Genomic DNA, 26,563 nt, shown 5'->3' with positions numbered 1-26,563 from the left:
GTTCGAAATCATCGCGTGCCAGCAACCCGTGGGGAGGGTAAGGACCGAGGCCATGGGATTTGATCGTTCGCAGTCGGCCACCTATCTGGCCGGCCAGCTCGCCCGGGTATTTTCGCGATCGCTGCAGAAGCGGGCCGTCGTGCTCGGCTTCTCGCCCGGCCAGTTTCCGGTGCTGCTGGAGCTATGGCAGGAGGACGGGCTGACGCAGAAGCAGCTGCTCGACAAGCTTGAGGTGGAGCAGGCGACGCTTGCCAATACGCTCGCCCGCATGGAACGGGACGGACTGATCGCCCGCGCACCCCACCCGCGCGACAAGCGCGCCCAGATCATCAGCCTGACCGACCTTGGCCGCTCATTGGAAGCGAATGCCCTCGAAGCCGCCGCAGAGGCCGACAGCGCGCTGTTTGCCGGCTTCCGCACATTCGAGCGGGAACTGATGATGGAATATATGCGCCTCATCATAGGCAACAGCCGCAAGGCCTGAATTCTCCCGGAGAACACAAACGCCGCCCGAACTGCTCCGGGCGGCGTTTTCGCATCGGTTCCTGCCTGGCTTACGGCTGCACCACCACCATGGCGGTGAACGGCCAGACATAGGCCTGCAGCGTGACAAGCACGCCGACAAGGCAAGCAAGTACGATCGAATGCCAGAAGACGAAGCGCAGGATGCTGCCCTCGTGGCCGAACCACCCGGTCGCGGTCGAGGCAACCACGATCGACTGGGCGTCGATCATTTTGCCCATGACGCCGCCGGAGGAGTTTGCAGCACCCATCAGGATGGGCGACAGACCGAGCTGTTCCGACGTCACCTTCTGCAGGTTGCCGAACAGGATGTTCGACGCCGTGTCGGACCCCGTCAGCGCGACACCCAGCCAGCCGAGCAACGTGCCGAAGAAGGGATAGAGCACGCCCGTCGCGGCAAATGCCAAGCCGAGGGTCGAGTCGATCCCCGACAGGCGCGTCAGCGTACCGAGCGCCAGCATGGCGGCGATGGTGATCAGCGAATAAGCGCAGAGCTTGATCGTCTGGCCATAGGTTTTCAGCATCCCGATTGGCGTGAAGCCCATGGCCAAGCCCGAGAGCACCGCCGCTATGAACATGCCCGTGCCGGTGTAGGACAGCCAGGTGAAGGAGAAGGTCGCAGCTTCCGGAGTCGGCCCAGGTGCCACGGGCGGCATCTTGGCGATCATCTTGTCGAGGCCTGGCACCGGATAATTCCACACCGCCCAGGAATTGACCGCCGACTTGAAGAAGCCCGTGCCCCAGATCAGCAGCACGACGCAGACGATCACCCAGGGCGTGAGTGCGGCGCGGATTTCCTTCGGCGACGGGCGGATGACGGGCTTTGCCTCCTTGAGCGTGCCGTCATCGGAAATGTCATGGCCGCGCAGCTTGGGCGAGGTCCAGACCTCCTTCGGCTGCCAGACCTGCAGGAAACCGATCAGGCAGGCCATCGAGATCAGCGAGGCGCCGATGTCGACGATCCAGGGGTTGATGTAGTTGGAAATCGCAAATTGCGAGATGGCGAAGGATGCGCCGGTCACCAGAATGGCCGGCCAGATCTGCATCATGCCCTTGCGGCCGGCAAAGACCCAGATCAGCCAGAACGGCACCAACACGGAGAAGAACGGCAGCTGCCGGCCCACCATGGCGCCGAGCAGGTAGGGATCGATGCCCGTCACTTGGGACAGGCCTTGGATCGGCGTGCCGAGCGCGCCATAGGCGACCGGCGCCGTATTGGCGATCAGCGACAGGCCGGATGCCGCAAGCGGCGAAAAACCGAGACCTATCAGGATCGCACCGGTGACGGCAACCGGCGTGCCGAAGCCCGAGGCGCCCTCGAAGAATGCACCAAAGGCGAAGGCGATGAGCAGCAACTGGATGCGGCGATCGTCCGTTACGCTGCCGATCGTCTGCTGCAGTTTCTCGAACTGCCCTTTCTCCACCGTCAGCCGGTAGAGGAAGATGACGTTCAAGACGATCCAGCCGATCGGGAAGAAGCCGGTCACGGCGCCGAGAACGGTTGCAGACAGCGACATGCCAACTGGCATGGTGAAGATAAATATGGCGATGAGATTGGCGATGATCAGCGCGATAATGGCGGCGACATGCGCCTTGACGACATTGGTGGCGATGAGGCCGAGAAGAATGAGAACAGGGATTGCAGCAAGAATGGTGGACAGCACGGGGCTGCCCAAAGGATCATAAACTTGATTCCACATGACGCCCCTCCCAAGGCCGGACGGAATATTGTCCGATCCCGGAACATACAACCCGACAACGCCAGCAGTCCAGAGTTGCATGCCAAGACCAAAGTTGCATACCGGCGATATGAAGGGTGGCAGGCGTCGATTGAAACGGCATTTGCCATTGTGCCGTGCCGCCCTTGCTTGCTAACACTCGGGGCGCGGAAGCCGGCCGCCCCTCGTTGCGACCGCCCGCTCAAAGACAGGGTGATTTCCATGACCGATATTTCCGCCGTTCTCGATCGCGCCGACCAGAACCTTGATGCCAGCATCGAGCGTCTCTTCTCGCTGGTGCGCATCAAGTCGATCTCGACCGATCCGGCCTACAAGGACGATTGCCGCAAGGCCGCCGAATGGCTGGTGACCGAGCTCACCGGCATCGGTTTCGAGGCTTCGGTTCGCGACACGGCCGGCCATCCGATGGTCGTTGCCCATCACGACGGCGCAACCGCCGACGCGCCGCATGTTCTCTTCTACGGCCATTATGACGTCCAGCCGGTCGATCCGATCGAGCTCTGGGAAGACTCGCCCTTCGATCCGAAGATCAAGGAACTGTCGCCCGGCCGCAAGGTTCTGACCGGCCGCGGCACCGCCGACGACAAGGGCCAGTTGTTGACCTTCGTCGAGGCCTGCCGCGCCTACAAGGAAACCCATGGCAAGCTGCCGATCAAGGTTACGATCCTGTTCGAGGGCGAAGAAGAATCCGGCTCGCCGTCGCTCAAGCCCTTTCTCGAAGCCAATGCAGAGGAACTGAAGGCCGAATATGCGCTGGTCTGCGATACCGGCATGTGGGACGGCGACACGCCGGCGATCGCGGCAGCGCTGCGCGGCCTCGTGGGTGAGGAAATCACCGTCAAGGCCGCCGATCGCGACCTGCACTCGGGCCTATTCGGCGGCGCTGCGGCGAACCCGATCCATATCCTCACCGACATCCTCGCCGGCCTGCATGACGAGACCGGCCGCGTTACGCTCGAAGGTTTCTACGAAGGCGTCGAGGAAACCCCGACCAATATCAAGGAGGGCTGGGAACAGCTCGGCCGCAGCTCGGAAAGCTTTCTCGGCGGCGTCGGCCTGTCCATTCCGTCCGGCGAAAAGGGCCGTTCCGTGCTGGAACTCACCTGGGCGCGTCCGACCGCCGAAATCAACGGCATTACCGGCGGTTATACCGGCGAAGGCTTCAAGACCGTGATTGCCGCCCAGGCTTCGGCAAAGGTTTCCTTCCGCCTCGTCGGCCAGCAGGATCCGGCAAAGATCCGCGAAGCCTTCCGCGCCTATGTCCGCTCGAAGATCCCCGGCGACTGCACGGTCGAATTCCATGAGCATGGCGGTTCGCCGGCGATCCAGCTCTCCTACGATTCGCCGGCCCTGACCAAGGCGAAGGGCGCTTTGTCGGACGAGTGGAAGAACCCGGCCGTCATCATCGGCATGGGCGGCTCGATCCCGATCGTCGGCGATTTCCAGAAAATGCTCGGCATGGATTCGCTGCTGGTCGGCTTTGGCCTTGTCGACGACCGCATCCATTCGCCGAACGAGAAATACGACCTCAAGTCGTTCCACAAGGGCATCCGCTCCTGGGCCCGCATCATGACGGCACTGGCTTCCTGAGACGTTTCTGCGCAGCGGCCCTGCCCCGGTGGGGCCGCTTAACGTGCAACTTGGGTAAAAAAACAGAAGCCTGAAAAACAAAAAGGCCGGGCAAGCCCGACCTTTCCACTCCCGTCCTTCGTGCCAGTACATCCGTGGTCACTGCAAAACGGGGCAAGCATTCCGATGCCGCCGCATTTCCGGACCTTTCGGTCCAGGCGGCTATAGCATTCATCATCTCTAAAACAGGTAAAGACAGCGTTAACGCGAATCTGAGCCTGTTCCGGGACGGCACGGTTTCCCGTATCTGCCTTTTCGCCGCGCGCGACATCTCGGTTGCTCATCGCGGCATGCATCGGAACGCTGCTTGAATGGTAGATGGTGGGCGGCGGCGGCGATTTCAAGCCCGACGGCTGCAACGGGCTGCGGGCATGGCGTTTCGCTTCCCGGCTCCCAAAGACCGCTCATAAAAAAAGCTCGCGGCAGCAGGGCTACCGCGAACTTCATTGCTCAGGCAGATGCCTGGAGCTGATTAGGCAGACTGCAGCTGGTCAGCAGCAACCTTGCCCGAACGGCGGTCCGTCGTCAGCTCGTAGGAGAGCTTCTGACCGTCGTTGAGCTGGCCGAGGCCTGCGCGCTCGACTGCAGAGATGTGAACGAAAACGTCCGCACCGCCATCATCCGGCGAAATGAAACCATAGCCCTTGGTTGCGTTGAACCACTTTACCGTACCCGTCGCCATATCGATGCCTTTCTAGTGCAATGACCGACCGTCCCACTCCTTGCGGAGAAGAACTAACTTAATTTCGAACTTTGCAGAGTAGAACGTCGCAGGCGAGGCAGGAGCCAAGTGCTGGCCATCAAACAAATTTCGATGCAAGGCACTTAGGGCTTGCTCACATGCCCGTCAAGATTGACGCGACGCTGCGAGATTTCCCAACCGTGCTTTAAAAACAGAAAAGCCCGACGCGGGAGGAGGTGCGTCGGGCTTCTGAATCTGGCCAACAACCGGGAGGAGGAGGTGTTGTCGGCCCCACGAAGGACACTGGGAGGAGGAGTGCGTCCTTCGATGGTTTGAATATACAGGAGGCGCGCTTAAAAAACAGACACGATTTCGCACCGCAGTAATGCGTCGAATGCATAGCTCTCGAGAGGCTTGCCCAAAATCGGTTCATGGGCGATGTTGGCTTCATGAGCCTTCAGTCAGTTCGCGCCTTCTTCGCCCAGCATTCTCCGGATATCAAAGTGATCGTCACTGAGGAGAGCTCCGCAACGGTGACACTCGCGGCCGCGGCCCACCAGGTGGAGCCGGACCAGATCGCCAAAAGCATCTGCCTGCGCGCTGGCGAGGAAACAATGATCGTCGTCATGGCCGGCACCGCGCGGCTCGACAATCGCAAGTTCCGCACGCAGTTCGGTTCCAAGCCGCGCATGCTGGATGCCGGGACTGTGGCCGAAATCACCGGCCACCCGGTCGGCGGCGTCTGCCCGTTCGGGCTCGAAACACCGCTACAGGTCTATTGCGACATTTCCCTGAAGCGGTTTGACGAGGTCGTTCCGGCTGCTGGCGCAACGAATGCCGCCGTTCGCATCAGCCCGGCGCGCATGGCGGAACTGACGGGCGGCATCTGGATAGACATCGCCCAGGAACCGGGTCCGCAAGAGGCTGAGGGCGCTTAACGCGCCCTTCGAACGATCAGAAGCGATCGCCGAGATAACGCTGGTACCAGGCCTGCTTGCTTTCGGCCGTCGCGGTGGCAACGGCATAGCCCAACGCAAAACCGACTGCCCCGATCAGCGTGAACAGCGTCGTGGTTGCCGCCGGATGCTCCTTGATGGTGCCGGCAACGGAACTTGCTTCGGACGAGACGTAATTCGCCGCGCTGCTGGCGCGATCGGCCACGCGCTCGTAGACGATGCCGGTCTTTTCCGAAAGAAGCGAGCTCAGCTCGGCGATCTGCGAACGCAGGCCCTGGATCTCGTCGGAAATCTCGCTCGGCTGATGATCGAAGGACGGGGTCTTGTTGCTCGGGGTGAAGCTCTTGACTGTATCTGCCATGCTGGCCTCCATGAGGTTGATCGAGAGACCAGTCAACTTTTCAAGTCCGCGATCGGTTCCCCGCCAAGGCAAAGATATGGAGATGTGCGGGACCGCTCAGCGGCTCTGAACCAGGGCCTCGGCCAACGCCTCCAACTGGTCCTTTTCGCTCGAACCCTTCTGGAGAGAGTTGACCAGGATCAGCGCCAGCGCTTCCGCATCCGGGCTATCCTTCTCAATCTCGTGTTCCGAGCAGGTCGTATCGAACACTTCCTGGAGAAGCGTAAGCTGTTCCGGATTAACTGGATTACGGATCAACGGCGTCGGCATCAAAATCCTCCCGATCTAAAGCCCATCGCAGACTTTCATGTCGGCAGAATCGGGCAGCTCGAAAAAGACGATGAACGGAGCCGGCTTCAAATCACCCGTCTCATGTCCACGTCAGACTGACTTAACCCCAACCACAGCGGCGCCAATTTGGAGACGCAGTGGCTAAAGATCAACAACAAGTTAACGCGGGTACAATCTTGGGGCTTAACGCCTGTCCTGACGCGCCTATGGCGGGCACAATGCTGGCCCGCCATAGGATCTGTAGAGATTGTGTAAAAGCGCTCAACGCTAAGCCATTCCGGCAGGATCGCCGACCGGCAGAAGTGCCGGATCCAGCGTAGGATCCTGAGGGTTCTTGCTGTCGCCCTTGTCCTGCGCCGGCGTCAACGGCGGCTTTTCCTGGGTCCTGTCGGGAACGCCGCCAGTGGGAACAGGGCCTCTCGGCGTATCGGATGTGGGCGTCGGAATAGGATCTCTGTTCGGCATGTTCGCCTCCTTTCAGGTTCCTGAAAGTCCAACGGTGATCCCGGCGCTTGGTTCCCGGAATTGACCGGCCAAAATCTAGCCGAGGCGGGCATCGGTCGCTTGACCGTTAGTGCCAGCGGCCCGAGCGCGATGCGGAGGTGGCGCCAAGTAGATAGCCGATCGCCAGTCCCACAAGCCCTACGGCAACGATCGCGGAACCGGTTGCAGTTGGATGATCGGCCGCGTGAGCGGCAACCATGCCGGCTTCGTCCTTGGCCCTGGCGATCGCCGTTCTCGTCTTGGTCGAGACGCGTTCGTCCTCGTCCACGTCGCCGGTAAAACCTGCAGTCAGGGATTTCTTGGCCATGTTCTTCTCCTCGGTCTGGAGAAGACAATCCCGCGCGGCGCGAGATGTTCCACGCAGCCACTGATCCGCGCCGGACGAAGGAGCCCGACGCGGAGGTTTCGATTATTCCGTGGTATTCTGGGCTTCCTTGGCGGGTTCAGCCTGCTGGCCCGCCTGTTTCAACTCCGCTTGGGCCGGAGTTGTCGCAATGCTTGCGGTGGTGAACTCCTTGTCCACCTCTTTCGAGGCCGTGACCTTGTGACCGGCGCATTCCGCAAGGGCTGCGGAAGACGTCAGGCCGAGCACGGCAGCGACGACGAGAAATGTCTTCATGTCATTCTCCTTTCGCTTGTTGCGTGAAAAACAATGGCATGCCGGGGCGGATCGCCCAAATCACGAATGCGCGTTCGCCGCCGGGTTGCATTCTCTCATCCACGGGATCCGGCCATGACATCGGGTCAGATCATTTTGGCAAGAACATCGCGACTGACGAATATATCCGTCCTGCCCGCTTCATGTTCCGGATGGCTGAATTCGAAATTCGACCTCTCGACCATCTCCAGCGCCTGCTTGATGGTCATCAGGCCGATCGGGGTGCGACGGTCGCCATTACGCACCACAGCTTCGACGATCTTATGCATTGCTCCCTCCGTCAGGGCCTCCATGCAGAGACTGCGCAAGCTCCTCTCTCGCGCAGCATCGGATGCCAAGTCTCACGTCTTCTTTATTTCAGCATTTACTCATATTACCAAACCCGGAAAACCTTGAAAAGGCCCGTATTCGCAAGGTTTCCGCTTCCTTACAAAACAGTTCACTCGATAACCCCTTCCTCCCTTTACCATCCGTTTGCCTTTTACACCTCCTTAAATCGCCGCATTTAGAGTCCAGCGAGGGCCTCTGGGAGCAGAGGGCCACAGATTGTTGTCGGGATTGTTTCCCGATACGCGCATATTACGGGGACCGCCGGCCCATATGGCAGCCAAGGGCAGATCAGACAGACGCGTCGAACCTTCCTTCGAAGACGAAGTGGAAGACGACGAAGAATTTCGCCTGGATTCCGACGATCGTATCGGCGGCCAGCGGAAGACGTCGAAGCGCGCCCGGTCCGAGCCCAAATCCCAATCCCGCTCCGAAAACAGCCGGCGTGACCGCGGCAAGCCGGCCAAGGCTTCCAAGCGCAAGGACCGCCGCGACGACGGCGATGACGGCGGCGGCGGACTGTTCGCGCCCTTGCGCCGGCTCATCTACTGGTGCGTCGTGCTCGGCATATGGGGCGCGATCGGCATAGGCGGCCTGGTGCTCTATTACGGCGCGCAGATGCCGGCGGCGAGCACCTGGTCCATTCCCGATCGCCCGCCGAACATGAAGATCACCGCGATCGACGGCTCCGTCATCGCCAATCGCGGCACGACCGGCGGCGAGGCGCTGTCGCTGGAACAGATGTCGCCCTATCTGCCGCAGGCGGTCATCTCGATCGAGGACCGGCGTTTCTATTCGCATTTCGGCGTCGATCCGTTCGGGCTTGCCCGCGCCTTCGTCAACAACCTGACCGGCCAGCCGATCCAGGGCGGTTCGACGATCACCCAGCAGCTCGCGAAAAACCTGTTCCTGTCGCCGGACCGTACCTTCGAGCGCAAGATACAGGAAGTGCTCCTGTCCTTCTGGCTGGAACACAAGTTCAGCAAGGACCAGATCCTGGCCATGTACCTGAACCGGGTGTTCTTCGGGTCCAGCGCCTATGGTGTCGAAGCCGCATCCCGCCGCTATTTCAATAAGTCGGCGCAGGAGATCAGTCTCGGCGAGGCCGCCACGCTTGCCGGTCTTCTGAAAGCACCTTCGCGCCTTTCCCCGGCACGCGACCCGGAGGCTGCGAAAGAGCGCGCCAAGGTCGTGCTCGGCACCATGCGCGAGGAAGGCTATATCACCGACAGCGACTATAACACCGCGATGGCACAGCCGCCGGCCAAGGCCAAGAGCTACTGGTCCGGTCCGCAGCACTACGCCGCCGACATGGTGGTCGACGAGGTCAAAAGCCTGATCGGCGAGCCGAAGGTCGACGTGACGGTCGAGACGACCATCGATACTCGGCTCGAAGACGCGGCCAGCAAGTCGCTGAACGACATCCTCGACAAGGAAGGCAAGAAGCTCAACGCCTCGCAGGCAGCCCTCGTCTCCGTCGATGCGACAGGTGCCATCCGCGCCGTCGTCGGCGGCCGCGACTATGCCGAAAGCCAGTTCAACCGCGCCGCCAAGGCCAAGCGTCAGCCCGGCTCGGCCTTCAAGCCCTTCGTCTATGCGGCGGCCCTGGAAGGTGGCTATACGCCGGAGACGATCGTCAACGACGCGCCGGTCAGGATCGGCAACTGGACGCCAGAAAACTACGAGAAGGAATACAAGGGCCCCGTGCCGCTATCCTATGCGATGGCGCATTCGCTGAACACGGTCGCGGCGCAGCTCGTCATGGCGATGACGCCGGAGAAGGTCATTTCGCTGGCGCATCGCCTCGGCGTCGATTCCGACATCCAGCCGAATGCCTCGATCGCGCTCGGCACGTCGGAAGTCTCGCTGGTCGAGCTGACGTCTTCCTACGCCTCCTTCATGAACGGCGGCTACAAGGCGACGCCGCATATCGTGAAAAGGATCACCGATCCGGACGGCAAGGTTCTCTACGAGGCCGATTACAGCAATCCGCCGCGCGTCCTCAGCGAACCGGTGGCGGCCGCGATGAACAGCATGATGAACGGCGTCGTCAACAACGGCACCGGCCGCGCCGCAAGGCTCGACGGCTGGCAGGTCGCAGGCAAGTCCGGCACGACCCAGTCGTTCCGCGACGCGCTTTTTGTCGGATACACGAGCATCATGACGACCGGCATCTGGTTCGGCAACGATGACGGCACCTTCATGAAGAAGGTGACGGGCGGCGGTCTGCCGGCCAAGGCCTTTAAGGAATACATGACGACCGCGATGCACGGCTACAGCCCGACGCCGCTGTTCGGCTCCAGCAACGGCCTCGCCCTGCCGCCGGCCACCGAACAGGAACAGTCTCCGTCGACCTCGATCGGCGACATCATTTCGGGCATCATTCCCGGCTCGGGCCAGCAGCAGCAGGATTACCCGTCGCAGGACGCCTTCCCGCCGGCTCCCGCAGCGCCGTCCCAGCAGGCCTCCCCGCAGCAGCAGGTCCCGGGACGCATCCCGGACCGGTCGAAGGCCGCACTGGAGCAGCCCGCTCAGCGGCGCGGAAATCAGCAGCCTTATCCCGAACCGGCTCGGGCGATCCCCTGCCCCTATGGCGACAACGCAGTGTGCGATACGGGCGGCGGCAATGCCGGCTATGACAATCGCCCGCCGCGCGACTATCGTGACGGCAATTATGGCGGCGGCAATGCGCGGGCGGACCAGCGCGGCGGATATCGCGATTATCGCCAGTATCGCGGCCCTTACGATGCCGGCGGACCGGTGCCTCCGGGCGATGTCGGCGGCGGCATGATGCCCCCTGCAGACGTCGGTCCGGACGGCGGACATGTCTACCAACCGCAGCAGACTCGCCGCACGACGCTTCTCGACGTCATCATGGGCCAGTAGGGCCACCGAAAGAGGCAATCGAAAAAACGCTATTTTTTGCCGGAAGGCAGGCGATTTCCTGCCTTGCAGTCCGAAAAACCCGTCCTTATATACGCCGCATGACCGCAGCCGATGCTGCGACAATGCAAAGACCATCCCAGTCGAGGAACTGTCACCGGAACGCCTCTCGGGGTCCAGACAGTTCGCTTAAAGGAGAGAGAAGAAATGGCAAAAGTAATTGGCATCGACCTCGGCACCACCAACTCCTGCGTCGCCATCATGGATGGCAAGGACGCGAAGGTGATCGAGAACGCCGAAGGCGCGCGCACCACGCCCTCCATGGTCGCATTTACCGAAGACGGCGAACGCCTCGTCGGTCAGCCGGCCAAGCGCCAGGCTGTGACCAACCCGACCAACACCCTGTTTGCAGTCAAGCGCCTGATCGGCCGCCGCTTCGAAGACCCGACGGTCGAGAAGGACAAGGGCCTCGTTCCCTTCGACATCGTCAAGGGCGACAACGGCGACGCTTGGGTCAAGGCTCACGACAAGTCCTATTCCCCCGCCCAGGTTTCCGCGATGATCCTTCAGAAAATGAAGGAAACCGCTGAATCCTACCTCGGCGAGAAGGTCGAAAAGGCCGTCATCACGGTTCCTGCCTACTTCAACGACGCACAGCGCCAGGCAACCAAGGATGCCGGCCGCATTGCAGGTCTTGAAGTTCTGCGCATCATCAACGAGCCGACCGCGGCTGCCCTTGCCTACGGCATGGACAAGAAGGACGGCAAGACGATCGCCGTCTACGACTTGGGCGGTGGTACGTTCGATATCTCGGTTCTGGAAATCGGCGACGGCGTCTTCGAAGTGAAGTCGACCAACGGCGACACCTTCCTCGGCGGTGAAGACTTCGACATGCGTCTCGTCGAATATCTCGCCAACGAGTTCAAGAAGGACCAGGGCATCGACCTGAAGAACGACAAGCTTGCCCTGCAGCGCCTCAAGGAAGCTGCCGAAAAGGCCAAGATCGAACTGTCGTCCGCGCAGCAGACCGAAATCAACCTGCCGTTCATCACGGCTGACGCCTCCGGTCCGAAGCACCTGACGCTGAAGCTGACCCGCGCGAAGTTCGAAAGCCTGGTCGACGATCTCGTCCAGCGCACCGTCGCACCGTGCAAGGCAGCGCTCAAGGATGCCGGCGTCACGGCTGCCGAGATCGACGAAGTCGTTCTCGTCGGCGGCATGAGCCGCATGCCGAAGGTACAGGAAGTCGTCAAGCAGCTGTTCGGCAAGGAGCCGCACAAGGGCGTCAACCCGGATGAAGTCGTCGCACTCGGCGCAGCAATCCAGGGCGGCGTTTTGCAGGGCGACGTCAAGGACGTCCTGCTGCTCGACGTGACCCCGCTGTCGCTCGGCATCGAGACCCTCGGTGGCGTCTTCACCCGCCTGATCGACCGCAACACCACGATCCCGACCAAGAAGTCCCAGGTCTTCTCGACCGCGGACGACAACCAGTCGGCCGTGACGATCCGCGTGTCGCAGGGCGAGCGCGAAATGGCTGCAGACAACAAGCTGCTCGGCCAGTTCGACCTCGTCGGCCTGCCGCCGGCACCGCGCGGCATGCCGCAGATCGAAGTCACCTTCGACATTGACGCCAACGGCATTGTCCAGGTTTCGGCCAAGGACAAGGGTACCGGCAAGGAACAGCAGATCCGCATCCAGGCATCGGGCGGTCTTTCCGACGCCGAGATCGAAAAGATGGTCAAGGACGCCGAAGCCAATGCCGAGTCCGACAAGAAGCGTCGCGCCGGCATCGAAGCCAAGAACCAGGCCGAAAGCCTGATCCACTCCAGCGAGAAGTCTCTGCAGGAGTATGGCGACAAGGTTACCGAGACCGACCGCAAGGCGATCGAGGATGCCATCGCTGCCCTGAAGACCTCGGTCGAGGCCTCCGAGCCGGACGCCGACGATATCCAGGCCAAGACCCAGACCCTCATGGAAGTTTCCATGAAGCTCGGCCAGGCCATCTATGAGGCCCAGCAGGCTGAAGGTGGTTCCGAAGAAGGCGGCAAGAACGACGATGGCGTCGTTGATGCCGACTACGAGGAAATCAAGGACGACAAGAAGTCGGCCTGACGGGCTCCGTTGACGGACGCCCCAAGATAGTCGACTAAGAAATCCGGCTGCCTTGTGCAGCCGGACTACGTTTCCGGAGCCGGTTACCTGAATGGCCAAAGCAGACTTTTACGAAACCCTGGGTGTCGCCAGGACGGCTGACGAGAAGGAGCTGAAAAGCGCCTTCCGCAAGATGGCCATGAAATATCACCCGGACAAAAATCCGGGCGACGCGGAAGCTGAAAAGAAGTTCAAGGAACTCAATGAAGCCTACGAGACGCTGAAGGACCCGCAGAAGCGTGCGGCCTATGATCGCTACGGCCATGCGGCCTTCGAACAGGGCGGCATGGGCGGTGGCGGCGGCTTCGGCGGCGCACAGGGCGGTTTCTCCGACATTTTCGAAGACATATTCGGCGAGATGATGGGTGGCGGGCGCGCCAGGCGTTCGGCCGGTGGCCGCGAGCGCGGCGCCGATCTCCGCTACAATATGGAAATCTCGCTGGAAGAGTGCTTCACCGGCAAGACGGCGCAGATAAGGGTTCCGACCTCGATCACCTGTGACGTCTGCACCGGCTCGGGCGCCAAGCCCGGCACGCAGCCGAAAACCTGCGGCACCTGCCAGGGCTCGGGCCGCGTTCGCGCTTCCCAGGGCTTCTTCTCGGTCGAGCGCACGTGCCCGACCTGTCATGGCCGCGGCCAGACGATCACCGATCCCTGCACCAAATGTCACGGCCAGGGCCGCGTGACCGAGGAGCGTTCGCTCTCGGTCAATATCCCGGCCGGTATCGAGGACGGCACCCGCATCCGCCTGCAGGGCGAAGGCGAAGCCGGTGCCCGTGGCGGCCCGGCGGGCGATCTCTACATCTTCCTGTCGGTGACGCCGCACGAGTTCTTCCAGCGCGACGGGGCAGATCTCTATTGCGCCGTGCCGATCTCGATGACGACGGCAGCCCTCGGTGGCACGTTCGATGTCGGCACGCTCGATGGTTCGAAGTCGCGCGTGTCGGTGCCGGAAGGCACCCAGGCCGGCAAGCAGTTCCGCCTCAAGGGCAAGGGCATGCCGGTACTGCGCTCGTCGCAGACGGGCGATCTCTATATCCAGATCGGCATCGAGACCCCGCAGAAGCTGACCAAGCGCCAGCGCGAACTCCTGCAGGAATTCGAGGAAATCTCGTCCAAGGAGAACAATCCCGAATCGACCGGCTTCTTCGCCCGGATGAAGGAATTCTTCGACACCTGACCGGCGCGACATCGCCCTAAGAAATTAAAAGCCGCCCAGCGAGATATCCTCGCGGGCGGCTTTTTCTTTAGGCTGAATTCCTTCAGGCCCGCTGTCGGGGCGGCATGGGCAGGCCCGCAACGAACCAGCCCAGATGCCGGTTGACCGTCGGCGAGACGATGAAGACGATCGAGAACACCATGATCGGCGCGATCACCAGCGTCCGGTGCCAGATCTCCCAATTGGCCGTCAGCGGCATCACCACGTAGAGCAGCACGGTGATGATCGGATAGACGGCGACCACCATCAGAAGCGCGAATCTCAGCTTTGATGGGGTGGGGCGCGGTGCGGGGCTCGGCGGCAGGTCCAGCTCCGCCTCTTCCAGCATTTCGACGAGTTCCTCTTCCTCGGTTGCAACATGCTTTCCGGAATCACTCAAGTCGGCCTCCATAGAAACGGATCGTTTCGTTCACATGAGCGATATAACGAAACGCGCCGTTTCGTTCAAGCGATAATTTTGTTATGATCGCTGCCTGAGACTGACGGGAGGAAGACATGACCGACGACACGGCCGAAATCCGGCGCACCTCGATCGGATCGCAGCGCAATCCGGCAAGCCAGGAGGCGATCCTCCAGGCCGCCGAAGACATCCTCGTCGAAGGCGGCTTCGGCGCGTTTTCGATCGAGGCGGTGGCCCGGCGCGCCCATGCGGGCAAGCCGACGATCTACCGCTGGTGGCCAAGCCGCGCCGCCCTGCTGCTCGATGTCTATCAGCGGCAGAAATACGATGCTTCCGGCACCAACACAATCGCGCCCGATACCGGCAGTATCGAAGGCGATGTCTTCACGCTGCTGAGCGGGCTGTTCAATTACTGGTACACCGGCCATGCCGGCGACGTGTTTCGCTCGGTCATTGCCGAAGCGCAGTCAGACCCGACCACCCGCCAAGCGCTCGCCGCCTATATGGAAGACCGTTATGATCAGGGTGGCGAGATGTTCCGCCGCGCCAAGGTTCGCGGCGAGGTGGCCGACTGGGTGGAGCCGAAGCTTGCCATGGAAATCGTCACCAGCTTCGCCTGGCAGCGACTGCTGACCGACCGGCTGGACGAGGATCCCGGCCAGCTCGAGGAAGCCGTCCGCCTGATCTGCATGGGCTTCAAGACGAGAAGGTAGCGAGCGCTCGTCTCAGGCCAGCGATTGAAGCGACGAGCTCGCAAGTATCATCGCGAAAAGCAGCAGGCAGGCGGCGGCGACCCGCCGGATCACCACCGGCCTGATCGCGAAGCCGCCCGCGCCGCGCATCAGCTGACCGAACAGGATCCAGCCATTGGCGGCGAAAAGCACGAGACCGGCAAACAGGACGAGCCAGGGCAGCAGCGCGGCCAGATCGCCATGGGGCATGATCACCAGCGCGATGATCAGCGCCTTGGGATTGAGCATCGTCGTGATGAAGACCTGGCGGACCGAGATATCCTGCGCCTCGTCCGACGGCTTTTTGGCGGAAATCCAGAGCCGGACGCTGAGAAAGAGAACCCAGGCGACCGCCGCGCCCTTTGCCGCGAGTGAAGCCTGCGGATAGGCCTGGAAGAAGGGCGCCGCAAGCGTCGCCACCGGCACGATCACCAGCAGATAGCCCCCGAGTTCGCCGCCGATCAGCGGCAATGCCCGGAACCAGCCGCGCGAATAACCGCCAAGCGCCATCAGCGTATTCGTCGGGCCGGGCGTGCAGAGGAGAAGGAGGATCGCGAGGACGAACTGCAGAACTGTCACGATCGAAATACCCCTCTGGCGCCACCGGAATTGCCCGGCATGATCTGTCCGTCAAGCGATAGCAGCTTCACCCGAGGCTGGCTTGACCTCGGTCAATCCGCAAGGGCGAAACAATCGCGATCCGCCCTCCCCTCCTTTCGAACCTGCGCCCTACATAGATGCCGGATCGCCGGAAAATGCCCGGCAACACAGAGGGACAGGAATGGCCGCGACGGATACGGACAGCAAGCATCACTGGCTTCGCCGGGATGACCACGAATCGACGAAGGCGAGTTTTCCGGAACTGTTCTTCGACCTCGTCTTCGTCTTCGCGCTGATCCAGCTGTCCCAGACGCTCGCCTCCGACTTTTCCTTCGGCATCGCCTTCGATGCGCTCATCTTCATCTTCGCGCTCTGGTGGGTGTGGATCCACACGACATGGGTCACCAATCTCCTCAATGCCGAGATCGTACCGGTACGGCTCCTGCTCTTCGGGCTGATGTTCCTCGGCGTGGTAATGGCGATCGCGCTGCCCAAGGCCTTCGAGGAGGCGGGCATAGTCTTCGCCCTCGCCTACGCGCTGATGCAGCTCAGTCGCTCGCTCTTTGCGCTCTACGCCTTCAAGGGCACCGATGACGCGTCCTACATGACCTTCGTGCGCATCACGGTCTGGCTGCTCGTGTCGAGCGCCTTCTGGATCGGCGGCGGCCTGGTCGGGCCGGAAAGCCGGGCGCTGTTCTGGATCATCGCGCTCGCCATCGAATATGCGGCGCCGATCTTCCGCTACTGGCTGCCCGGCATCGGCGCCTCGCCGCCGGAGACGCTCGACGTCAACGGCGAGCATCTGGCCGAACGCTGCGCGCTCTTCGTCATCATCGCGCTCGGCGAGACGATCCTCACCACGGGCAAGACCGTCTCCAGCCATGCCGATGGCGGGCCGATCGTCTTTATCGTGCTGGTCGGCGCCTTCCTGTCGACTGTGCTGATGTGGTGGATCTATTTCCATGACGGCCAGGAGCAGGTCTCGGAGACGGCGGAAGATACGAGCGAGCCGCAGACCACGGCACACCATCTCTTCACCTACGGACACCTGCCGATTGTCGCCGGCATCATTCTCGCCGCGGTCGGCGAGGATTTCGCAATCACCCATCCCCACGAGAAGGGCGCGTTCAACCACGCGCTTGCAATAATCGGCGGGCCGATCCTGTTTCTCGCCGGGACGATGTGGATGAAGATCGTCGCATCCCGGATGGTGCCATGGTCGCATGTCATCGGCATCGCGCTCGCGACAGCCAGCTTTCTGGCGGTGCCCTATGCCGAGAACGTGGTCATCCAGTTCCTCGCCGTCGCGATCCTCTTTACCGTCGCGCTGTGGGAATATGTGGCTCTGCGCCGCTTCCGGCGGGATGCCGCCTAGCGCGGCGGCATCAATAGTGCGGCGGACGGGTGATCGCCGGCGCGTCGAGGGAAGTCTCCTCCAGCGTCAGAAAACGCTCGGTCAGCCGGTCGAGCTTGGCGCGCGTCTGCTCGACCACTTTCCACTGTTCGGCAAGCTGGTCGGAAAGCTCCTCGATCACCTTCGCCTGGTGGGCGGCAAGCTCTTCCAGCTGCACCAGCCTCGTCTCGTCAGTCATTTTCGTTCTCCTTGGCCGTCTTCCATTGCCGCACCTTGTCCGGCAGCCCGTCATGGTCCCCGAGGGGACGCACCGGCGCGTCGTTCCAATAATCCGGACGGACGGCCTGCTGCGCGGCGTTCTTCGGGTAGACGATGCGGTTTTCGTCCTTGTTGGCTTCGCCCACCACCAGCAGGCACACGTCCTCGTCGCTATTGTTGATGAAGCTGTGCGCGATGCCCGTGCCCGCCGGAAATCCGACGGAATCGCCGGGCTTCAGCGGGTGCAGCACGCCGTCGAGCCAGACATCGGGCCGGCCTTCGATCACGTAGACAAATTCCTCTTCATGGCTTTCCGCATGGGGAAAGGACGAGCGACGGCCGGGCGGCAGGCGATGGTGATGGATGCCGAGCCTGGTCAGGCCGAAGCGCCAGGCAAGCGGCGCACCGAAACCCATAGGCTCGTCATCCCCGCTATAATGCCTTTCCGCCTGATTTTCCAACTCGCTCCAGTGACGAATGAAGTCTGGACGCTGCGGATCTGCCATCGGAACCTCCTTCAGGTCTTTCGGCTGTCTCGGGCGGGGATAATATCGCGCGCCACTTATGCGCAATCAATGGCTTGGCAAATTCTTCGTCCCCGTCTTCCGAACCCGTGCCTAGAATTCTCCCGCTTCCGTCGCCGGAGTGTTTCGCGAGACGTTCGCGGGCAGGCGGGAGCCGGCGCTTTCGTCCGAACCGTAACGTGCGGCAAGGGCGAAAGGGGTGAAACTCATGGAGGAACTGTCGCAAGGCGGCCGCTCCTATCAAGCCTTCCCCTGGCAGCCATGCCGGGTTCGGTTGAGCCGTCCAAGTGTGGGAAACCACATGCAGCGAGGCGAGAGGATCATCCGTAGGGACCGGAAGTCCCGACAAAACGCCGAGGGCCACGCATATGCGGAGCCATATTACTTACATTCCCTGAGGCCCCGCATATGCGTGCGCTTCTCCGGATGGGTCTTTGACAACCACGGCAGTGGGCTGCTCGGGGCGGGATTGGTGTGTGCGCAGAAAGATCCCCTCACCAACAAAATCTAAGACTTAGCTGAAGCTAAGATCATGATTTTGTAACCTCTCCCACAAGGGGGAGAGGTAGGCATCGAGGGCGCGGTACCGGTATCTCTCCCCTAGTGGGAGAGAAAGCGATTTCAACATCTTAGCTTTAGCTAAGTGTTAGAAATCGCAAGTGAGGGGATCCCAACGCAACCGGATCATAGAATGTCCCCAACACAAACCTTGCCTTATCCGTCCATAATCCTTAGCTCCATGCCAACGACAAACCGCAGGCCCCGATGGCGCAGAAGACTTCCCTCTCCCGGCTGAAGCTTACGGATTTCCGCAATTATGCGGCGATCTCGCTTTCGCTCGACGGCCGGCATGTGGTGCTGACGGGCGAGAACGGCGCCGGCAAGACAAACCTGCTCGAAGCCGTCTCCTTCCTGTCGCCCGGCCGCGGTTTTCGCCGCGCTGTGCTGACGGATGTCACGAAGGTCGGCGCGGATGGCGGCTTCACCATCTTCGCCGATGTCGACGGCATGGACGGCGAGGTGGCGATCGGCACCGGCATCGAACCGGGCGACGGCGAGAGCGTCAGCCGCAAGGTCCGCCTCAACGGCACCCCGGCAAAGTCGACCGAGGAATTGTCCGACCACTTGAACGTCTTGTGGCTCACACCGTCCATGGACGGGCTCTTCACCGGTTCATCCTCGGACCGGCGGCGGTTTCTCGACCGGCTTGTCCTGTCCCTCGATCCGGCCCATGGACGCCGTGCCAGCGATTTCGAACGGGCGATGCGCAGCCGTAACAAGCTTCTCTCCGAAGGCCGCTTCGACCCGGCCTGGCTGACGGCGATCGAGGCGCAGATGGCCGAGCTCGGCATCGCCATGGCTGCCGCCCGGCATGAAATGCTCGGCCTTCTGCAGACCCTGTCGGCGAATTCGGACGAGACCCCATTCCCCACCCCGGTGCTGGCACTCGAAGGCTTTCTGGACGGCGGCATGGATCGTCCGGCGGCCGATCTCGAGGACGACTATATCGAGATGCTGCGCAACGGACGTGGCCGCGATGCCGCCGCCGGGCGCACGCTCGAGGGGCCGCATCGTGTCGACCTCCTCGTCCGTCACGGGCAGAAGGATATCGAGGCGGCCCGCTGCTCGACCGGTGAACAGAAGGCGCTGCTGATCGGCCTGATCCTCGCCCATGCGCGGCTGACGGCCGACATGACCGGCTATGCGCCGATCCTGCTGCTCGACGAGATCGCCGCGCATCTGGACGAAGGGCGGCGCGCGACCCTCTTCGATCTCGTCGACGGATTGGGCGGGCAGTCCTTCATGACCGGCACCGACCGATCGATGTTTTCGGCGCTCGGCGAGCGGGCGCAGTTCTTCACCGTGTCACACGGGTCCGTCTCTTCCGGCGTAGAGTGACAAAGCCCGCTTACCCGCCGCCACAGCCGGTGCTATGATGAAACTCATGGAAAACCAGCCCCCACAAAACCCGGCCGCGCCCCTCACGCAGGATGAGATCGAGCGTTACCGCCGCCATATCCTGCTGCCGGAAATCGGCGGGACAGGTCAGCAGAAGCTGAAGAATGCCCGCGTCCTGATCATCGGCGCCGGTGGCCTCGGTGCCCCGGTCCTCGAATATCTGGCCGCTGCCGGCATCGGCACGATCGGCATTGTCGACGACGACCGCGTTTCGCTCTCCAACCTGCAGCGCCAAGTGGTCCACGATACCGGCACGATCGGCGAGATGAAGACGAAAAGCGCCAGGGAGAGGATCGCGCGCCTCAACCCTCATGTCCGCACCGTCGATTTCGAGGAACGCTTTTCGGAAGATTGGGCGAGCCGACACCTGCGACGCTTCGACATTCTCGTCGACGGATCCGACAATTTCGACACCCGCTATGCGGCGGCGGACGCGGCCGAAGATGCCGCAATCCCGCTCGTCACCGGTGCCGTCGGGCGTTTCGACGGTTCGCTGACCGTGTTGAAACCCTATGAGACCGGCACCAGCGGCGTGCTCAATCCAGGCTACCGTGACCTGTTTCCGGAAAAGCCGCCGGAGGGCCTGATCCCTGCCTGCGCGGAAACAGGCGTGGTCGGCGCGCTGACGGGTGTGATCGGCACGCTCATGGCGATGGAAGTGATCAAGCTCGCCACTGGCATCGGCGAACCGCTTGTCGGCCGGCTGATGCTCTATGATTCCCTGTCGGCCCGGTTCGACGTGATCAAGTATAAGCGGGTACAGAAAGCGGCGGCCGAGTGATGGAGATCGTCAGGATCGACGACAGTTTCAGCCGTTGGGACGAACTCCTCGCCCTCATCCTCTCCTCCTTCGCCTATATGGACGGGGTTATCGATCCGCCGTCCTCCGCCCAAAGGCTGACGCTCGCCTCGCTTGCCCAGAAGGCCAAGGACGAGATGGGTTTCGTCGCGCTCGCCGATGGCAGGATCGTCGGCTGCATGTTCCTCAAGCCGGAAGACAAATCCCTTTACGTCGGCAAGCTCGCGGTTGCGCCGGGCGCGCAGGGCAAGGGTCTCGGTCGCAAGCTGCTCGATGTCGCCGAGGACGTGGCAAAGGCGCTGCAATTGCCGGCACTGCGGCTGGAAACCCGTATCGAGCTCGTCGGCAACCATACGACCTTCAGCCGCTGGGGTTTCTTCAAGTCGGCCGAAAAGTCCCATCAGGGCTTCAACCGCAAGACCTTCATCGAGATGCGCAAGGATCTGGCCTGACTGCAGGGCAATCAGTTGCGGCCCGGCAGAACGCGGTTCGGCGGGCGGTGGCCGTCATAGAAGGCGCGGATGTTGATGATCACCTTGTCGCCCATGTCGATCCGGCCCTCGATCGTCGCCGAACCCATATGCGGCAGAAGCACCACCCGGCCCTGGTTGGCGAGCTTGATGAGCTTCGGATTGACCGCCGGTTCGTTCTGGTAGACGTCGAGGCCGGCACCGGCGATCTTTTCCTCCTGCAGAAGCTTGATCATCGCCACCTCGTCGATGATGTCGCCGCGGGACGTGTTGACGATGATCGACGTCGGCTGCATCAGCGCCAGCCTGCGGGCCGAAAGGAGATGGAAGGTCGCGGGCGTCGACGGGCAATTGACCGACACGACATCGACCCGCGCCAGCATCTGGTCGAGGCTGTCCCAATAGGTGGCCTCGAGCTCTTCCTCGGTCGCCGGGTTGGCGCGCTTGCGGTTATGATAGTGAATGGAAAGGCCGAAAGCCTTGGCGCGCCGCGCCACCGCCGTGCCGATGCGGCCCATGCCGACAATGCCGATCCGCTTGCCCCATATACGGCGACCAAGCATCCAGGTCGGGGCCCACCCAGCCCATTCGCCCGGATTGTCGGTGAGGATCCGCGATCCTTCGGCGAGCCGGCGATTGACGGCGAGGATCAGCGCCATCGTCATGTCGGCCGTGTCCTCGGTCAGCACGTTCGGCGTGTTGGTGACCGTGATGCCCTTCTCGGCGGCAGCGTCGACATCGACGTGATCGGTGCCGTTGGAGAAGCAGGCGATCAGCTTCAGCTGCGGTCCCGCCGCCGAAATCAGCGCCGCATCGATCCGGTCGGTAACCGTCGGGACGAGCACGTCGGCCGTCGCCATGGCGGCCGCCAGTTCCTCGTGCGACCGCGGCCGGTCATCGATGTTGAGCTCGGCGTCGAACAATTCCCGCATGCGTGTCTCGACGGCATCGGGCAGTTTGCGGGTGATGTAAACCTTGGGTCTTTTCTTCGCCGTCATCAATCCGAACCGGGAGCTTTAGCAAGTCGTTAACCAAGTCGCGCGATAGTCGATCTATCCCTTGGGCGTTCTACCAGACCAATCGGCGAAGACAATTAAAACCTCGCGGAGATCTGGCGGCACACTTCAGGAATATCAGCCCGGATCCTCGCCCATGCGCCGCCTCGTCATCATCATTCTCGCCATCATCTGCTTCCCGACCATCGCGGCGCTTTCGGCCATGGCACCCGTCTATGCACAGGGTGCCGCCAAGGGGTCGAGCGGTCTGCCGCTTCCGCGATTCGTCAGCCTTAAATCGAAAAAGGTCAATATCCGCATCGGCCCGAGCACGGACTATGCGGTCTCCTGGATGTACATGAAGTCCGGCACGCCGATGGAAATCATCCAGGAATATGACAACTGGCGCCGGGTGCGCGATGCCGACGGCACCGAAGGTTGGGTCAACCAGGCGCTGCTTTCCGGCGAACGCACTGCCGTGGCCGCCCCGTGGATGCGCGGCAAGGGTGATGACGTCTACGTCAACATGCGCCGCGACCCGCAGAGCTCCAGCAATGTCATCGCCAAGCTGCAGCCGGGCGTGCAGCTCAACATCCAGGAATGCAACGGCGACTGGTGCCACGCGGAAGCGAACGGCACCGAGGGCTGGGTGGCCCAGGCAGAGGTTTGGGGCGTCTACCCGGGCGAAGCCTTCAAATAAGGCCGGCTTCGGCAGCCGCGTCCTTCAGCGACGCCATGGGCCGCGGGCCGATCTGCTGGATCACAATCGCGGCCGCCAGGCAGCCGAGCTTGCCGCAGTCTTCCAGCGAACGATCCTGCGTGTAGCCGTAGAGGAAGCCCGAGGCGAACAGATCTCCGGCACCGGTCGTGTCGACCAGTTCCTCGATCGCAAAGGCATCGATCTTAACCCGTTCCTTGCCGCGCACGATTACTGCGCCCTCTTCCGACAGCGTCACTGCCGCAAGCTTGCAGTCGACCGCGATCTTGCCGAGCGCCAGTTCGAAATCTTCCGTCTCATAGAGTGACAGCAGTTCCTGCTTGTTGGCGAAGACGATGTCGACCGTGCCCGACCGCATGAGGTCGAGGAATTCGGCGCGGTAACGACCAACGCAGAAAGGGTCGGACAGGGTCATGGACACTTCGCGGCCGTTCTCGTGGGCGATGCGAGCGGATTCGCGGATCGCTTCCTTGGCGCGCGGCGGATCCCACAGATAGCCCTCGAAATAGGTGACCTTGGCTTCGGCGACGACTTCGGGCTCGACATGTTCAGGACCGAGTTCGACGCAGGCGCCGAGATAGGTATTCATCGAACGCTCGCCATCGGGCGTCACGAAGATCATCGAGCGGGCGGTCGGCGGGTTCTGGCCCTCGGGCTTGGTCTGGTAATGGACGCCCTGGGCGCGGATGTCGTGCTGGAAGATGCCGCCCAGCTGATCTTCGGCGACCTTGCCGAAATAGGCCGCTTTGCCGCCGAAACCGGCAATGCCGGCCGCGGTATTACCCGCCGAACCACCGGAGGCTTCCACCGCCGGGCCCATTTTCGAATACAGAAGTTCGGCGCGCTCGGCATCGATGAGGTTCATCGCGCCCTTGATGATCGTGTTATCCTCGAGGAACTGATCGTCACAGCGGGCGAGAATATCGACAATCGCATTGCCGATCGCGAGCACGTCGAACTTTGGCATCCAGTTTTCATCCTTTTATTTCGCAGTTGCGTCATCGGTAGTGACGTTTCCCGTGCAATGGAAGGGAAAATATCGGCGGTGGAGAAAAGCCGACCTTTTGCCGCTCGATGTCATGCGGACGTCATGACCAGCCACTATGTCTACAGCCATCCGGTTTGGTTGGCTGTCACGGATGTACTGGCGGCTGACCGCCGGGTGCCTTTTCAGGAAATCTCCCCCAGCGACCAGACGGTTCACGGCACAGTTGCGCAGCGCGCATTTGTTGCAAGGGAACTTATGCGCTAAACGCATGGGAACATCCTCTCCCAAGGTCTTCCCGTGTCCTCAGTCCTCGCAAACGTCCTTCCCGTCTTCATTCTCATTCTCGTCGGCTGGCTTGCCGCAAAATCCGGCCTGCTGAAGGCTGAGACGGGCGACGCGCTGGGAGAGTTCGTCTTCAAGATCGCCGTGCCGATGCTGATTTTCCGGACATTGGCGACGGCCCATTTCGAAGGCGTTTCGCCGTTTCGCCTGTGGTCGGCCTATTTCATCGGCGTCGCCATCACCTGGACGGCGGGGCATCTGGTCGCGCGGCACATCTTCAAGCGGGATGCCAAGATCGCCGTCATTGCCGGCATGTCCGGCAGCTTTGCCAACAACGTCTTCATCGGCCTGCCGCTCGTTTCCCACATCGTGGGGCAGGACGGCCTCGTTGCGATCTCGATCCTGCTGGCGATCCACCTGCCGATCATGATGATCGCCGGCACGATCCTGATGGAGAGCGCATCCGCCAAGGTGGATGGAACGGCGGCGCGCTCGGTCGGGGCGGTGCTGAAGCAGGTCGGGTCCAACCTTGCGCGCAATCCGCTCGTGATTGCCCTGATCGCCGGCCTCATCTTCAACCTTTCCGGCCTGACGATGAATGCGCCCATCGGCATGGTCGTCGACCAGATCGCAGCCTCCGCAAGCCCGGCGGCGCTCGTCTCGATCGGCATGGCGCTCACCCGTTATCCGATCAAGGGTGACCTCGGCCTTTCCTCCAGCGTCACCGTGCTGAAGCTCTTGCTGATGCCCGCCGCTGTCTTTGCCGCAAGCTGGGCGCTTAATTTGCCGCGCGACTGGGCGGCGGCGCTGGTTCTCACCTCATCTGTTCCGACCGGCATCAATGCCTGGCTGATCGCCCAGCGCTTCCGCTCCGGCCAGAGCCTTGCCGCCTCGGTGATCAGCATCACCACCGCATTCGGCGTGGCATCGGTCAGCTTCTGGGCCTGGGTGCTTACATAGAAACGGACAACGAAAAACGCCCGGCAAAGCCGGGCGTTTTCATTCGGGCCTTGTAGCCGTCAATCAGTTCGTCGCAGGCGCCGGCGCATTCGGATCCGGCAGCGGTGCCGGGCTGTCCGACTGTTCGCGGATATAGGCGAGCAGGTTGGCGCGTTCCTTGTCGTTCTTGAGACCGGCAAAGCCCATCGCGGTGCCCTTCACATAGGCCTTGGGGCCGGCAAGGAAGTGGTTCAGGTGATCGAAGGTCCAGGTTTCCTGGCCACCTTTGGAAAAGTCCTTCATGCCGGCCGAATAGGAAAAGCCTTCGTGGGTGGCGATCGGACGGTTCACGAGGCCCCAGAGATCAGGCCCCACCTTGTTGGGCCCTCCCTTCTCGATCGAATGACAGCTCTGACACTTCTTGAAAACGGTCGCACCAGCGGCGGCATCGGCACCGGCCAAAAGCTGGCCCACCGGAACGGCGGCTGGCGCGGCTTCTGCGGCTTCCCCACCGGCCGGCTCCTCAGCGGCGACGATGGCGAACCCTTCCTTTTCAGGAGCAGGCGAATGAAAAATGCCTTCCGAGGCAATCGAGACGGACATCATCACGAAAACCGTGGCAAGCAACGCGCCTACCGTCATGTTGACATAAGGGTTCATTCCAGGGCTCCTCCCAACCCGCCGCACCAACCATTGGTTCAGGCGACCATCTTGCAATCGCGCAAAAGCTATGTCTTTTGCAGGGTCCTTGCAACACGTAACCAAGTGCTACGCGTGAGACTTTTTGACACTGCTCGCGCTGGAATAGAAGGCCTGCGATGACTGTCTACGCCCTCGAGAAAACTTTGGTGATGATCCCTGCCCGCATGGCTTCGACCCGCCTGCCCGGCAAGCCGCTGGCGGATATCGCAGGCCTGCCGATGATCGTGCAGGTGGCAAAGCGCGCCGAGGAGGCCAAAGTCGGCCGGATCGTCGTTGCCGTCGATGAACAGGAAGTGTTCGACGTGGTCAAGGCCGCCGGCTTCGACGTCGTCCTGACGAGGGCCGACCACCAGTCCGGCTCCGACCGCATTTACGAGGCGCTGACCAAAGCCGACCCGGACGCGAAGGCGGACTATGTGATCAACGTCCAGGGAGACCTGCCGACGATCGAGCCCGAGGCGGTGCGCGCCTCGCTGCGTCCGCTCATCGACAATGCATCGACCGATATCGCCACGCTGACGGTCGAGATCACCGACGAGCACGAGAAGACCAATCCGAACGTGGTCAAGATCGTCGGCTCGCCGCTGTCCGACACGCGCCTTAAGGCGCTCTATTTTACCCGCGCCACAGCGCCTTACGGCAACGGCCCGCTTTATCACCATATCGGCCTTTATGCCTATCGCCGCGCGGCGCTCGAAAAGTTCGTCACGCTCGGTCCTTCCGTGCTCGAAAAGCGCGAGAGCCTGGAGCAGCTGAGAGCACTCGAGGCCGGCATGCGGATCGACGCGGAGATCGTCAATTCGGTGCCGCTTGGCGTCGACACGCCGGCCGATCTCGAAAAGGCCCGCGCCATCCTTTCCTCACGCCAGCCGTAACAGGTAGT

31 protein-coding genes are annotated in these 26,563 nt (G+C 62.0%); 16 read left to right on the top strand and 15 right to left on the bottom strand.

The annotated features are described in order from the left end of the window. The first annotated feature begins 52 nt into the window (after window positions 1-52). The gene (locus BM216_RS04385; RefSeq protein ID WP_092995595.1) at window positions 53-484 is read left to right on the top strand and encodes a MarR family winged helix-turn-helix transcriptional regulator; all 432 of its coding nucleotides are present in this window, start codon (window positions 53-55) and stop codon (window positions 482-484) included. Between the two features lie 70 nt (window positions 485-554). Here BM216_RS04385 and BM216_RS04380 read toward each other — a convergent pair whose 3' ends face one another. Continuing rightward, a complete protein-coding gene (locus BM216_RS04380; RefSeq protein WP_092995592.1) occupies window positions 555-2,222 on the bottom strand; it encodes an L-lactate permease in 1,668 nt (555 codons plus the stop codon). A 240-nt stretch (window positions 2,223-2,462) separates the two neighbouring features. Here BM216_RS04380 and BM216_RS04375 point away from each other — a divergent pair, with 240 nt between their 5' ends. Both BM216_RS04375 and BM216_RS33255 read left to right on the top strand, forming a co-directional pair. After that, a complete protein-coding gene (locus tag BM216_RS04375) occupies window positions 2,463-3,851 on the top strand; it encodes a dipeptidase (RefSeq protein WP_092995589.1) in 1,389 nt (462 codons plus the stop codon). A 134-nt stretch (window positions 3,852-3,985) separates the two neighbouring features. Continuing rightward, on the top strand, window positions 3,986-4,201 hold the full coding sequence (locus BM216_RS33255; RefSeq protein WP_143102723.1) for a hypothetical protein: 216 nt from the start codon (window positions 3,986-3,988) through the stop codon (window positions 4,199-4,201). Window positions 4,202-4,362: 161 nt separating this feature from the next. On the opposite strand, the gene BM216_RS04370 is transcribed toward BM216_RS33255, so the two are convergent. Then, window positions 4,363-4,572 (bottom strand): cold-shock protein, encoded by a 210-nt coding sequence (locus BM216_RS04370; RefSeq protein WP_092995586.1) that lies wholly within the window; start codon window positions 4,570-4,572, stop codon window positions 4,363-4,365. Window positions 4,573-5,021: 449 nt separating this feature from the next. On the opposite strand from BM216_RS04370, the gene BM216_RS04365 reads away from it, so the two are divergent. Next, a complete protein-coding gene (locus tag BM216_RS04365; RefSeq protein WP_092996907.1) occupies window positions 5,022-5,510 on the top strand; it encodes a YbaK/EbsC family protein in 489 nt (162 codons plus the stop codon). Between the two features lie 16 nt (window positions 5,511-5,526). Here the strand turns inward: BM216_RS04365 and BM216_RS04360 are convergent, their stop codons facing one another. From BM216_RS04360 to BM216_RS04335, 6 genes are all read right to left on the bottom strand, one after another. After that, window positions 5,527-5,889, bottom strand: a complete 363-nt coding sequence (locus BM216_RS04360) for a hypothetical protein (RefSeq protein ID WP_143102722.1) — start codon at window positions 5,887-5,889, stop codon at window positions 5,527-5,529. A 96-nt stretch (window positions 5,890-5,985) separates the two neighbouring features. Continuing rightward, entirely contained in the window at window positions 5,986-6,198 is a 213-nt protein-coding gene (locus BM216_RS04355) for a hypothetical protein (protein WP_092995580.1), read from the bottom strand. 288 nt (window positions 6,199-6,486) lie between these two features. Then, window positions 6,487-6,684 (bottom strand): hypothetical protein, encoded by a 198-nt coding sequence (locus BM216_RS04350; protein ID WP_092995577.1) that lies wholly within the window; start codon window positions 6,682-6,684, stop codon window positions 6,487-6,489. 106 nt (window positions 6,685-6,790) lie between these two features. Next, a complete protein-coding gene (locus BM216_RS04345) occupies window positions 6,791-7,030 on the bottom strand; it encodes a hypothetical protein (protein ID WP_092995574.1) in 240 nt (79 codons plus the stop codon). 102 nt (window positions 7,031-7,132) lie between these two features. Beyond that, the gene (locus BM216_RS04340) at window positions 7,133-7,342 is read right to left on the bottom strand and encodes a hypothetical protein (RefSeq protein ID WP_092995571.1); all 210 of its coding nucleotides are present in this window, start codon (window positions 7,340-7,342) and stop codon (window positions 7,133-7,135) included. Between the two features lie 125 nt (window positions 7,343-7,467). Further along, complete coding sequence (locus BM216_RS04335; protein ID WP_092995568.1) at window positions 7,468-7,650, bottom strand: hypothetical protein; 183 nt, start codon at window positions 7,648-7,650, stop codon at window positions 7,468-7,470. 331 nt (window positions 7,651-7,981) lie between these two features. Between BM216_RS04335 and BM216_RS04330 the strand changes: the two genes are divergently transcribed. From BM216_RS04330 to dnaJ, 3 genes are all read left to right on the top strand, one after another. Next, the gene (locus BM216_RS04330) at window positions 7,982-10,594 is read left to right on the top strand and encodes a transglycosylase domain-containing protein (RefSeq protein WP_092995565.1); all 2,613 of its coding nucleotides are present in this window, start codon (window positions 7,982-7,984) and stop codon (window positions 10,592-10,594) included. A 204-nt stretch (window positions 10,595-10,798) separates the two neighbouring features. Next, the gene (dnaK, locus tag BM216_RS04325; RefSeq protein WP_092995562.1) at window positions 10,799-12,703 is read left to right on the top strand and encodes a molecular chaperone DnaK; all 1,905 of its coding nucleotides are present in this window, start codon (window positions 10,799-10,801) and stop codon (window positions 12,701-12,703) included. 91 nt (window positions 12,704-12,794) lie between these two features. Further along, on the top strand, window positions 12,795-13,922 hold the full coding sequence (gene dnaJ / locus BM216_RS04320) for a molecular chaperone DnaJ (RefSeq protein WP_092995559.1): 1,128 nt from the start codon (window positions 12,795-12,797) through the stop codon (window positions 13,920-13,922). A gap of 82 nt (window positions 13,923-14,004) precedes the next feature. On the opposite strand, the gene BM216_RS04315 is transcribed toward dnaJ, so the two are convergent. After that, window positions 14,005-14,340 carry a putative antibiotic biosynthesis monooxygenase gene (locus tag BM216_RS04315; protein WP_244530076.1) on the bottom strand — a complete coding sequence of 112 codons (336 nt, stop codon included), beginning with the start codon at window positions 14,338-14,340 and terminating at the stop codon, window positions 14,005-14,007. A 116-nt stretch (window positions 14,341-14,456) separates the two neighbouring features. Here BM216_RS04315 and BM216_RS04310 point away from each other — a divergent pair, with 116 nt between their 5' ends. Next, window positions 14,457-15,074 (top strand): TetR/AcrR family transcriptional regulator, encoded by a 618-nt coding sequence (locus BM216_RS04310; RefSeq protein ID WP_092995556.1) that lies wholly within the window; start codon window positions 14,457-14,459, stop codon window positions 15,072-15,074. A gap of 12 nt (window positions 15,075-15,086) precedes the next feature. On the opposite strand, the gene BM216_RS04305 is transcribed toward BM216_RS04310, so the two are convergent. Next, a complete protein-coding gene (locus tag BM216_RS04305; protein WP_092995554.1) occupies window positions 15,087-15,671 on the bottom strand; it encodes a LysE family translocator in 585 nt (194 codons plus the stop codon). Between the two features lie 202 nt (window positions 15,672-15,873). Between BM216_RS04305 and BM216_RS04300 the strand changes: the two genes are divergently transcribed. Next, window positions 15,874-17,067 carry a low temperature requirement protein A gene (locus BM216_RS04300; protein WP_092995551.1) on the top strand — a complete coding sequence of 398 codons (1,194 nt, stop codon included), beginning with the start codon at window positions 15,874-15,876 and terminating at the stop codon, window positions 17,065-17,067. A gap of 10 nt (window positions 17,068-17,077) precedes the next feature. Here BM216_RS04300 and BM216_RS04295 read toward each other — a convergent pair whose 3' ends face one another. Further along, the gene (locus BM216_RS04295) at window positions 17,078-17,284 is read right to left on the bottom strand and encodes a SlyX family protein (RefSeq protein ID WP_092995549.1); all 207 of its coding nucleotides are present in this window, start codon (window positions 17,282-17,284) and stop codon (window positions 17,078-17,080) included. Beyond that, the gene (locus BM216_RS04290) at window positions 17,277-17,810 is read right to left on the bottom strand and encodes a cupin domain-containing protein (protein WP_092995546.1); all 534 of its coding nucleotides are present in this window, start codon (window positions 17,808-17,810) and stop codon (window positions 17,277-17,279) included. The genes BM216_RS04295 and BM216_RS04290 overlap by 8 nt, the downstream gene beginning before the upstream one ends. Before the next feature lie 783 nt (window positions 17,811-18,593). On the opposite strand from BM216_RS04290, the gene recF reads away from it, so the two are divergent. From recF to BM216_RS04270, 3 genes are read left to right on the top strand one after another with little or no spacing between them, the layout of a single operon-like run. Further along, window positions 18,594-19,727, top strand: coding sequence for a DNA replication/repair protein RecF (gene recF, locus BM216_RS04280; RefSeq protein ID WP_092995540.1), 1,134 nt, complete (start codon window positions 18,594-18,596; stop codon window positions 19,725-19,727). A 46-nt stretch (window positions 19,728-19,773) separates the two neighbouring features. Further along, window positions 19,774-20,568 (top strand): molybdopterin-synthase adenylyltransferase MoeB, encoded by a 795-nt coding sequence (moeB, locus tag BM216_RS04275; RefSeq protein ID WP_092995537.1) that lies wholly within the window; start codon window positions 19,774-19,776, stop codon window positions 20,566-20,568. Continuing rightward, window positions 20,568-21,038: a GNAT family N-acetyltransferase gene (locus tag BM216_RS04270; RefSeq protein ID WP_092995535.1), complete on the top strand. Its 471-nt coding sequence runs from the start codon at window positions 20,568-20,570 to the stop codon at window positions 21,036-21,038. Before moeB ends, BM216_RS04270 begins: the two co-directional genes overlap by 1 nt. Window positions 21,039-21,049: 11 nt before the next feature. Here the strand turns inward: BM216_RS04270 and BM216_RS04265 are convergent, their stop codons facing one another. Next, window positions 21,050-22,054, bottom strand: a complete 1,005-nt coding sequence (locus BM216_RS04265) for a 2-hydroxyacid dehydrogenase (protein WP_092995532.1) — start codon at window positions 22,052-22,054, stop codon at window positions 21,050-21,052. A gap of 154 nt (window positions 22,055-22,208) precedes the next feature. Here BM216_RS04265 and BM216_RS04260 point away from each other — a divergent pair, with 154 nt between their 5' ends. Further along, a complete protein-coding gene (locus tag BM216_RS04260; protein WP_092995529.1) occupies window positions 22,209-22,751 on the top strand; it encodes an SH3 domain-containing protein in 543 nt (180 codons plus the stop codon). On the opposite strand, the gene BM216_RS04255 is transcribed toward BM216_RS04260, so the two are convergent. Continuing rightward, on the bottom strand, window positions 22,744-23,736 hold the full coding sequence (locus BM216_RS04255) for an adenosine kinase (RefSeq protein WP_092995526.1): 993 nt from the start codon (window positions 23,734-23,736) through the stop codon (window positions 22,744-22,746). The two genes, BM216_RS04260 and BM216_RS04255, sit on opposite strands and share 8 nt — an antisense overlap. A 123-nt stretch (window positions 23,737-23,859) precedes the next feature. On the opposite strand from BM216_RS04255, the gene BM216_RS33955 reads away from it, so the two are divergent. Together BM216_RS33955 and BM216_RS04250 are read left to right on the top strand one after the other, a co-directional pair. Continuing rightward, window positions 23,860-24,021, top strand: a complete 162-nt coding sequence (locus BM216_RS33955; protein WP_177230708.1) for a hypothetical protein — start codon at window positions 23,860-23,862, stop codon at window positions 24,019-24,021. 33 nt (window positions 24,022-24,054) lie between these two features. Continuing rightward, a complete protein-coding gene (locus BM216_RS04250) occupies window positions 24,055-24,999 on the top strand; it encodes an AEC family transporter (RefSeq protein ID WP_092995523.1) in 945 nt (314 codons plus the stop codon). A gap of 63 nt (window positions 25,000-25,062) precedes the next feature. Here BM216_RS04250 and BM216_RS04245 read toward each other — a convergent pair whose 3' ends face one another. Then, window positions 25,063-25,638 carry a c-type cytochrome gene (locus tag BM216_RS04245; protein WP_092995520.1) on the bottom strand — a complete coding sequence of 192 codons (576 nt, stop codon included), beginning with the start codon at window positions 25,636-25,638 and terminating at the stop codon, window positions 25,063-25,065. Window positions 25,639-25,796: 158 nt separating this feature from the next. Between BM216_RS04245 and BM216_RS04240 the strand changes: the two genes are divergently transcribed. Continuing rightward, window positions 25,797-26,555, top strand: coding sequence for a 3-deoxy-manno-octulosonate cytidylyltransferase (locus BM216_RS04240; protein WP_092995517.1), 759 nt, complete (start codon window positions 25,797-25,799; stop codon window positions 26,553-26,555). The last annotated feature ends 8 nt before the right edge of the window (window positions 26,556-26,563 follow it).

The organism is Rhizobium sp. NFR07 (assembly GCF_900111905.1).
Classification (GTDB): Bacteria; Pseudomonadota; Alphaproteobacteria; order Rhizobiales; family Rhizobiaceae; genus Neorhizobium.
This window is presented reverse-complemented; position numbering and strand designations above follow the sequence as displayed.

Coding starts and splice junctions, on each gene's coding strand:
- BM216_RS04385 (WP_092995595.1), top strand. CDS start 53: ATGGGATTTGATCGTTCGCAGTCGGCCACCTATCTGGCCGGCCAGCTC.
- BM216_RS04380 (WP_092995592.1), bottom strand. CDS start 2,222: ATGTGGAATCAAGTTTATGATCCTTTGGGCAGCCCCGTGCTGTCCACC.
- BM216_RS04375 (WP_092995589.1), top strand. CDS start 2,463: ATGACCGATATTTCCGCCGTTCTCGATCGCGCCGACCAGAACCTTGAT.
- BM216_RS04370 (WP_092995586.1), bottom strand. CDS start 4,572: ATGGCGACGGGTACGGTAAAGTGGTTCAACGCAACCAAGGGCTATGGT.
- BM216_RS04365 (WP_092996907.1), top strand. CDS start 5,022: ATGAGCCTTCAGTCAGTTCGCGCCTTCTTCGCCCAGCATTCTCCGGAT.
- BM216_RS04360 (WP_143102722.1), bottom strand. CDS start 5,889: ATGGCAGATACAGTCAAGAGCTTCACCCCGAGCAACAAGACCCCGTCC.
- BM216_RS04355 (WP_092995580.1), bottom strand. CDS start 6,198: ATGCCGACGCCGTTGATCCGTAATCCAGTTAATCCGGAACAGCTTACG.
- BM216_RS04350 (WP_092995577.1), bottom strand. CDS start 6,684: ATGCCGAACAGAGATCCTATTCCGACGCCCACATCCGATACGCCGAGA.
- BM216_RS04345 (WP_092995574.1), bottom strand. CDS start 7,030: ATGGCCAAGAAATCCCTGACTGCAGGTTTTACCGGCGACGTGGACGAG.
- BM216_RS04340 (WP_092995571.1), bottom strand. CDS start 7,342: ATGAAGACATTTCTCGTCGTCGCTGCCGTGCTCGGCCTGACGTCTTCC.
- BM216_RS04335 (WP_092995568.1), bottom strand. CDS start 7,650: ATGCATAAGATCGTCGAAGCTGTGGTGCGTAATGGCGACCGTCGCACC.
- BM216_RS04330 (WP_092995565.1), top strand. CDS start 7,982: ATGGCAGCCAAGGGCAGATCAGACAGACGCGTCGAACCTTCCTTCGAA.
- dnaK (WP_092995562.1), top strand. CDS start 10,799: ATGGCAAAAGTAATTGGCATCGACCTCGGCACCACCAACTCCTGCGTC.
- dnaJ (WP_092995559.1), top strand. CDS start 12,795: ATGGCCAAAGCAGACTTTTACGAAACCCTGGGTGTCGCCAGGACGGCT.
- BM216_RS04310 (WP_092995556.1), top strand. CDS start 14,457: ATGACCGACGACACGGCCGAAATCCGGCGCACCTCGATCGGATCGCAG.
- BM216_RS04300 (WP_092995551.1), top strand. CDS start 15,874: ATGGCCGCGACGGATACGGACAGCAAGCATCACTGGCTTCGCCGGGAT.
- BM216_RS04295 (WP_092995549.1), bottom strand. CDS start 17,284: ATGACTGACGAGACGAGGCTGGTGCAGCTGGAAGAGCTTGCCGCCCAC.
- BM216_RS04290 (WP_092995546.1), bottom strand. CDS start 17,810: ATGGCAGATCCGCAGCGTCCAGACTTCATTCGTCACTGGAGCGAGTTG.
- recF (WP_092995540.1), top strand. CDS start 18,594: ATGGCGCAGAAGACTTCCCTCTCCCGGCTGAAGCTTACGGATTTCCGC.
- moeB (WP_092995537.1), top strand. CDS start 19,774: ATGGAAAACCAGCCCCCACAAAACCCGGCCGCGCCCCTCACGCAGGAT.
- BM216_RS04270 (WP_092995535.1), top strand. CDS start 20,568: ATGGAGATCGTCAGGATCGACGACAGTTTCAGCCGTTGGGACGAACTC.
- BM216_RS04265 (WP_092995532.1), bottom strand. CDS start 22,054: ATGACGGCGAAGAAAAGACCCAAGGTTTACATCACCCGCAAACTGCCC.
- BM216_RS04260 (WP_092995529.1), top strand. CDS start 22,209: ATGCGCCGCCTCGTCATCATCATTCTCGCCATCATCTGCTTCCCGACC.
- BM216_RS04255 (WP_092995526.1), bottom strand. CDS start 23,736: ATGCCAAAGTTCGACGTGCTCGCGATCGGCAATGCGATTGTCGATATT.
- BM216_RS33955 (WP_177230708.1), top strand. CDS start 23,860: ATGACCAGCCACTATGTCTACAGCCATCCGGTTTGGTTGGCTGTCACG.
- BM216_RS04245 (WP_092995520.1), bottom strand. CDS start 25,638: ATGAACCCTTATGTCAACATGACGGTAGGCGCGTTGCTTGCCACGGTT.
- BM216_RS04240 (WP_092995517.1), top strand. CDS start 25,797: ATGACTGTCTACGCCCTCGAGAAAACTTTGGTGATGATCCCTGCCCGC.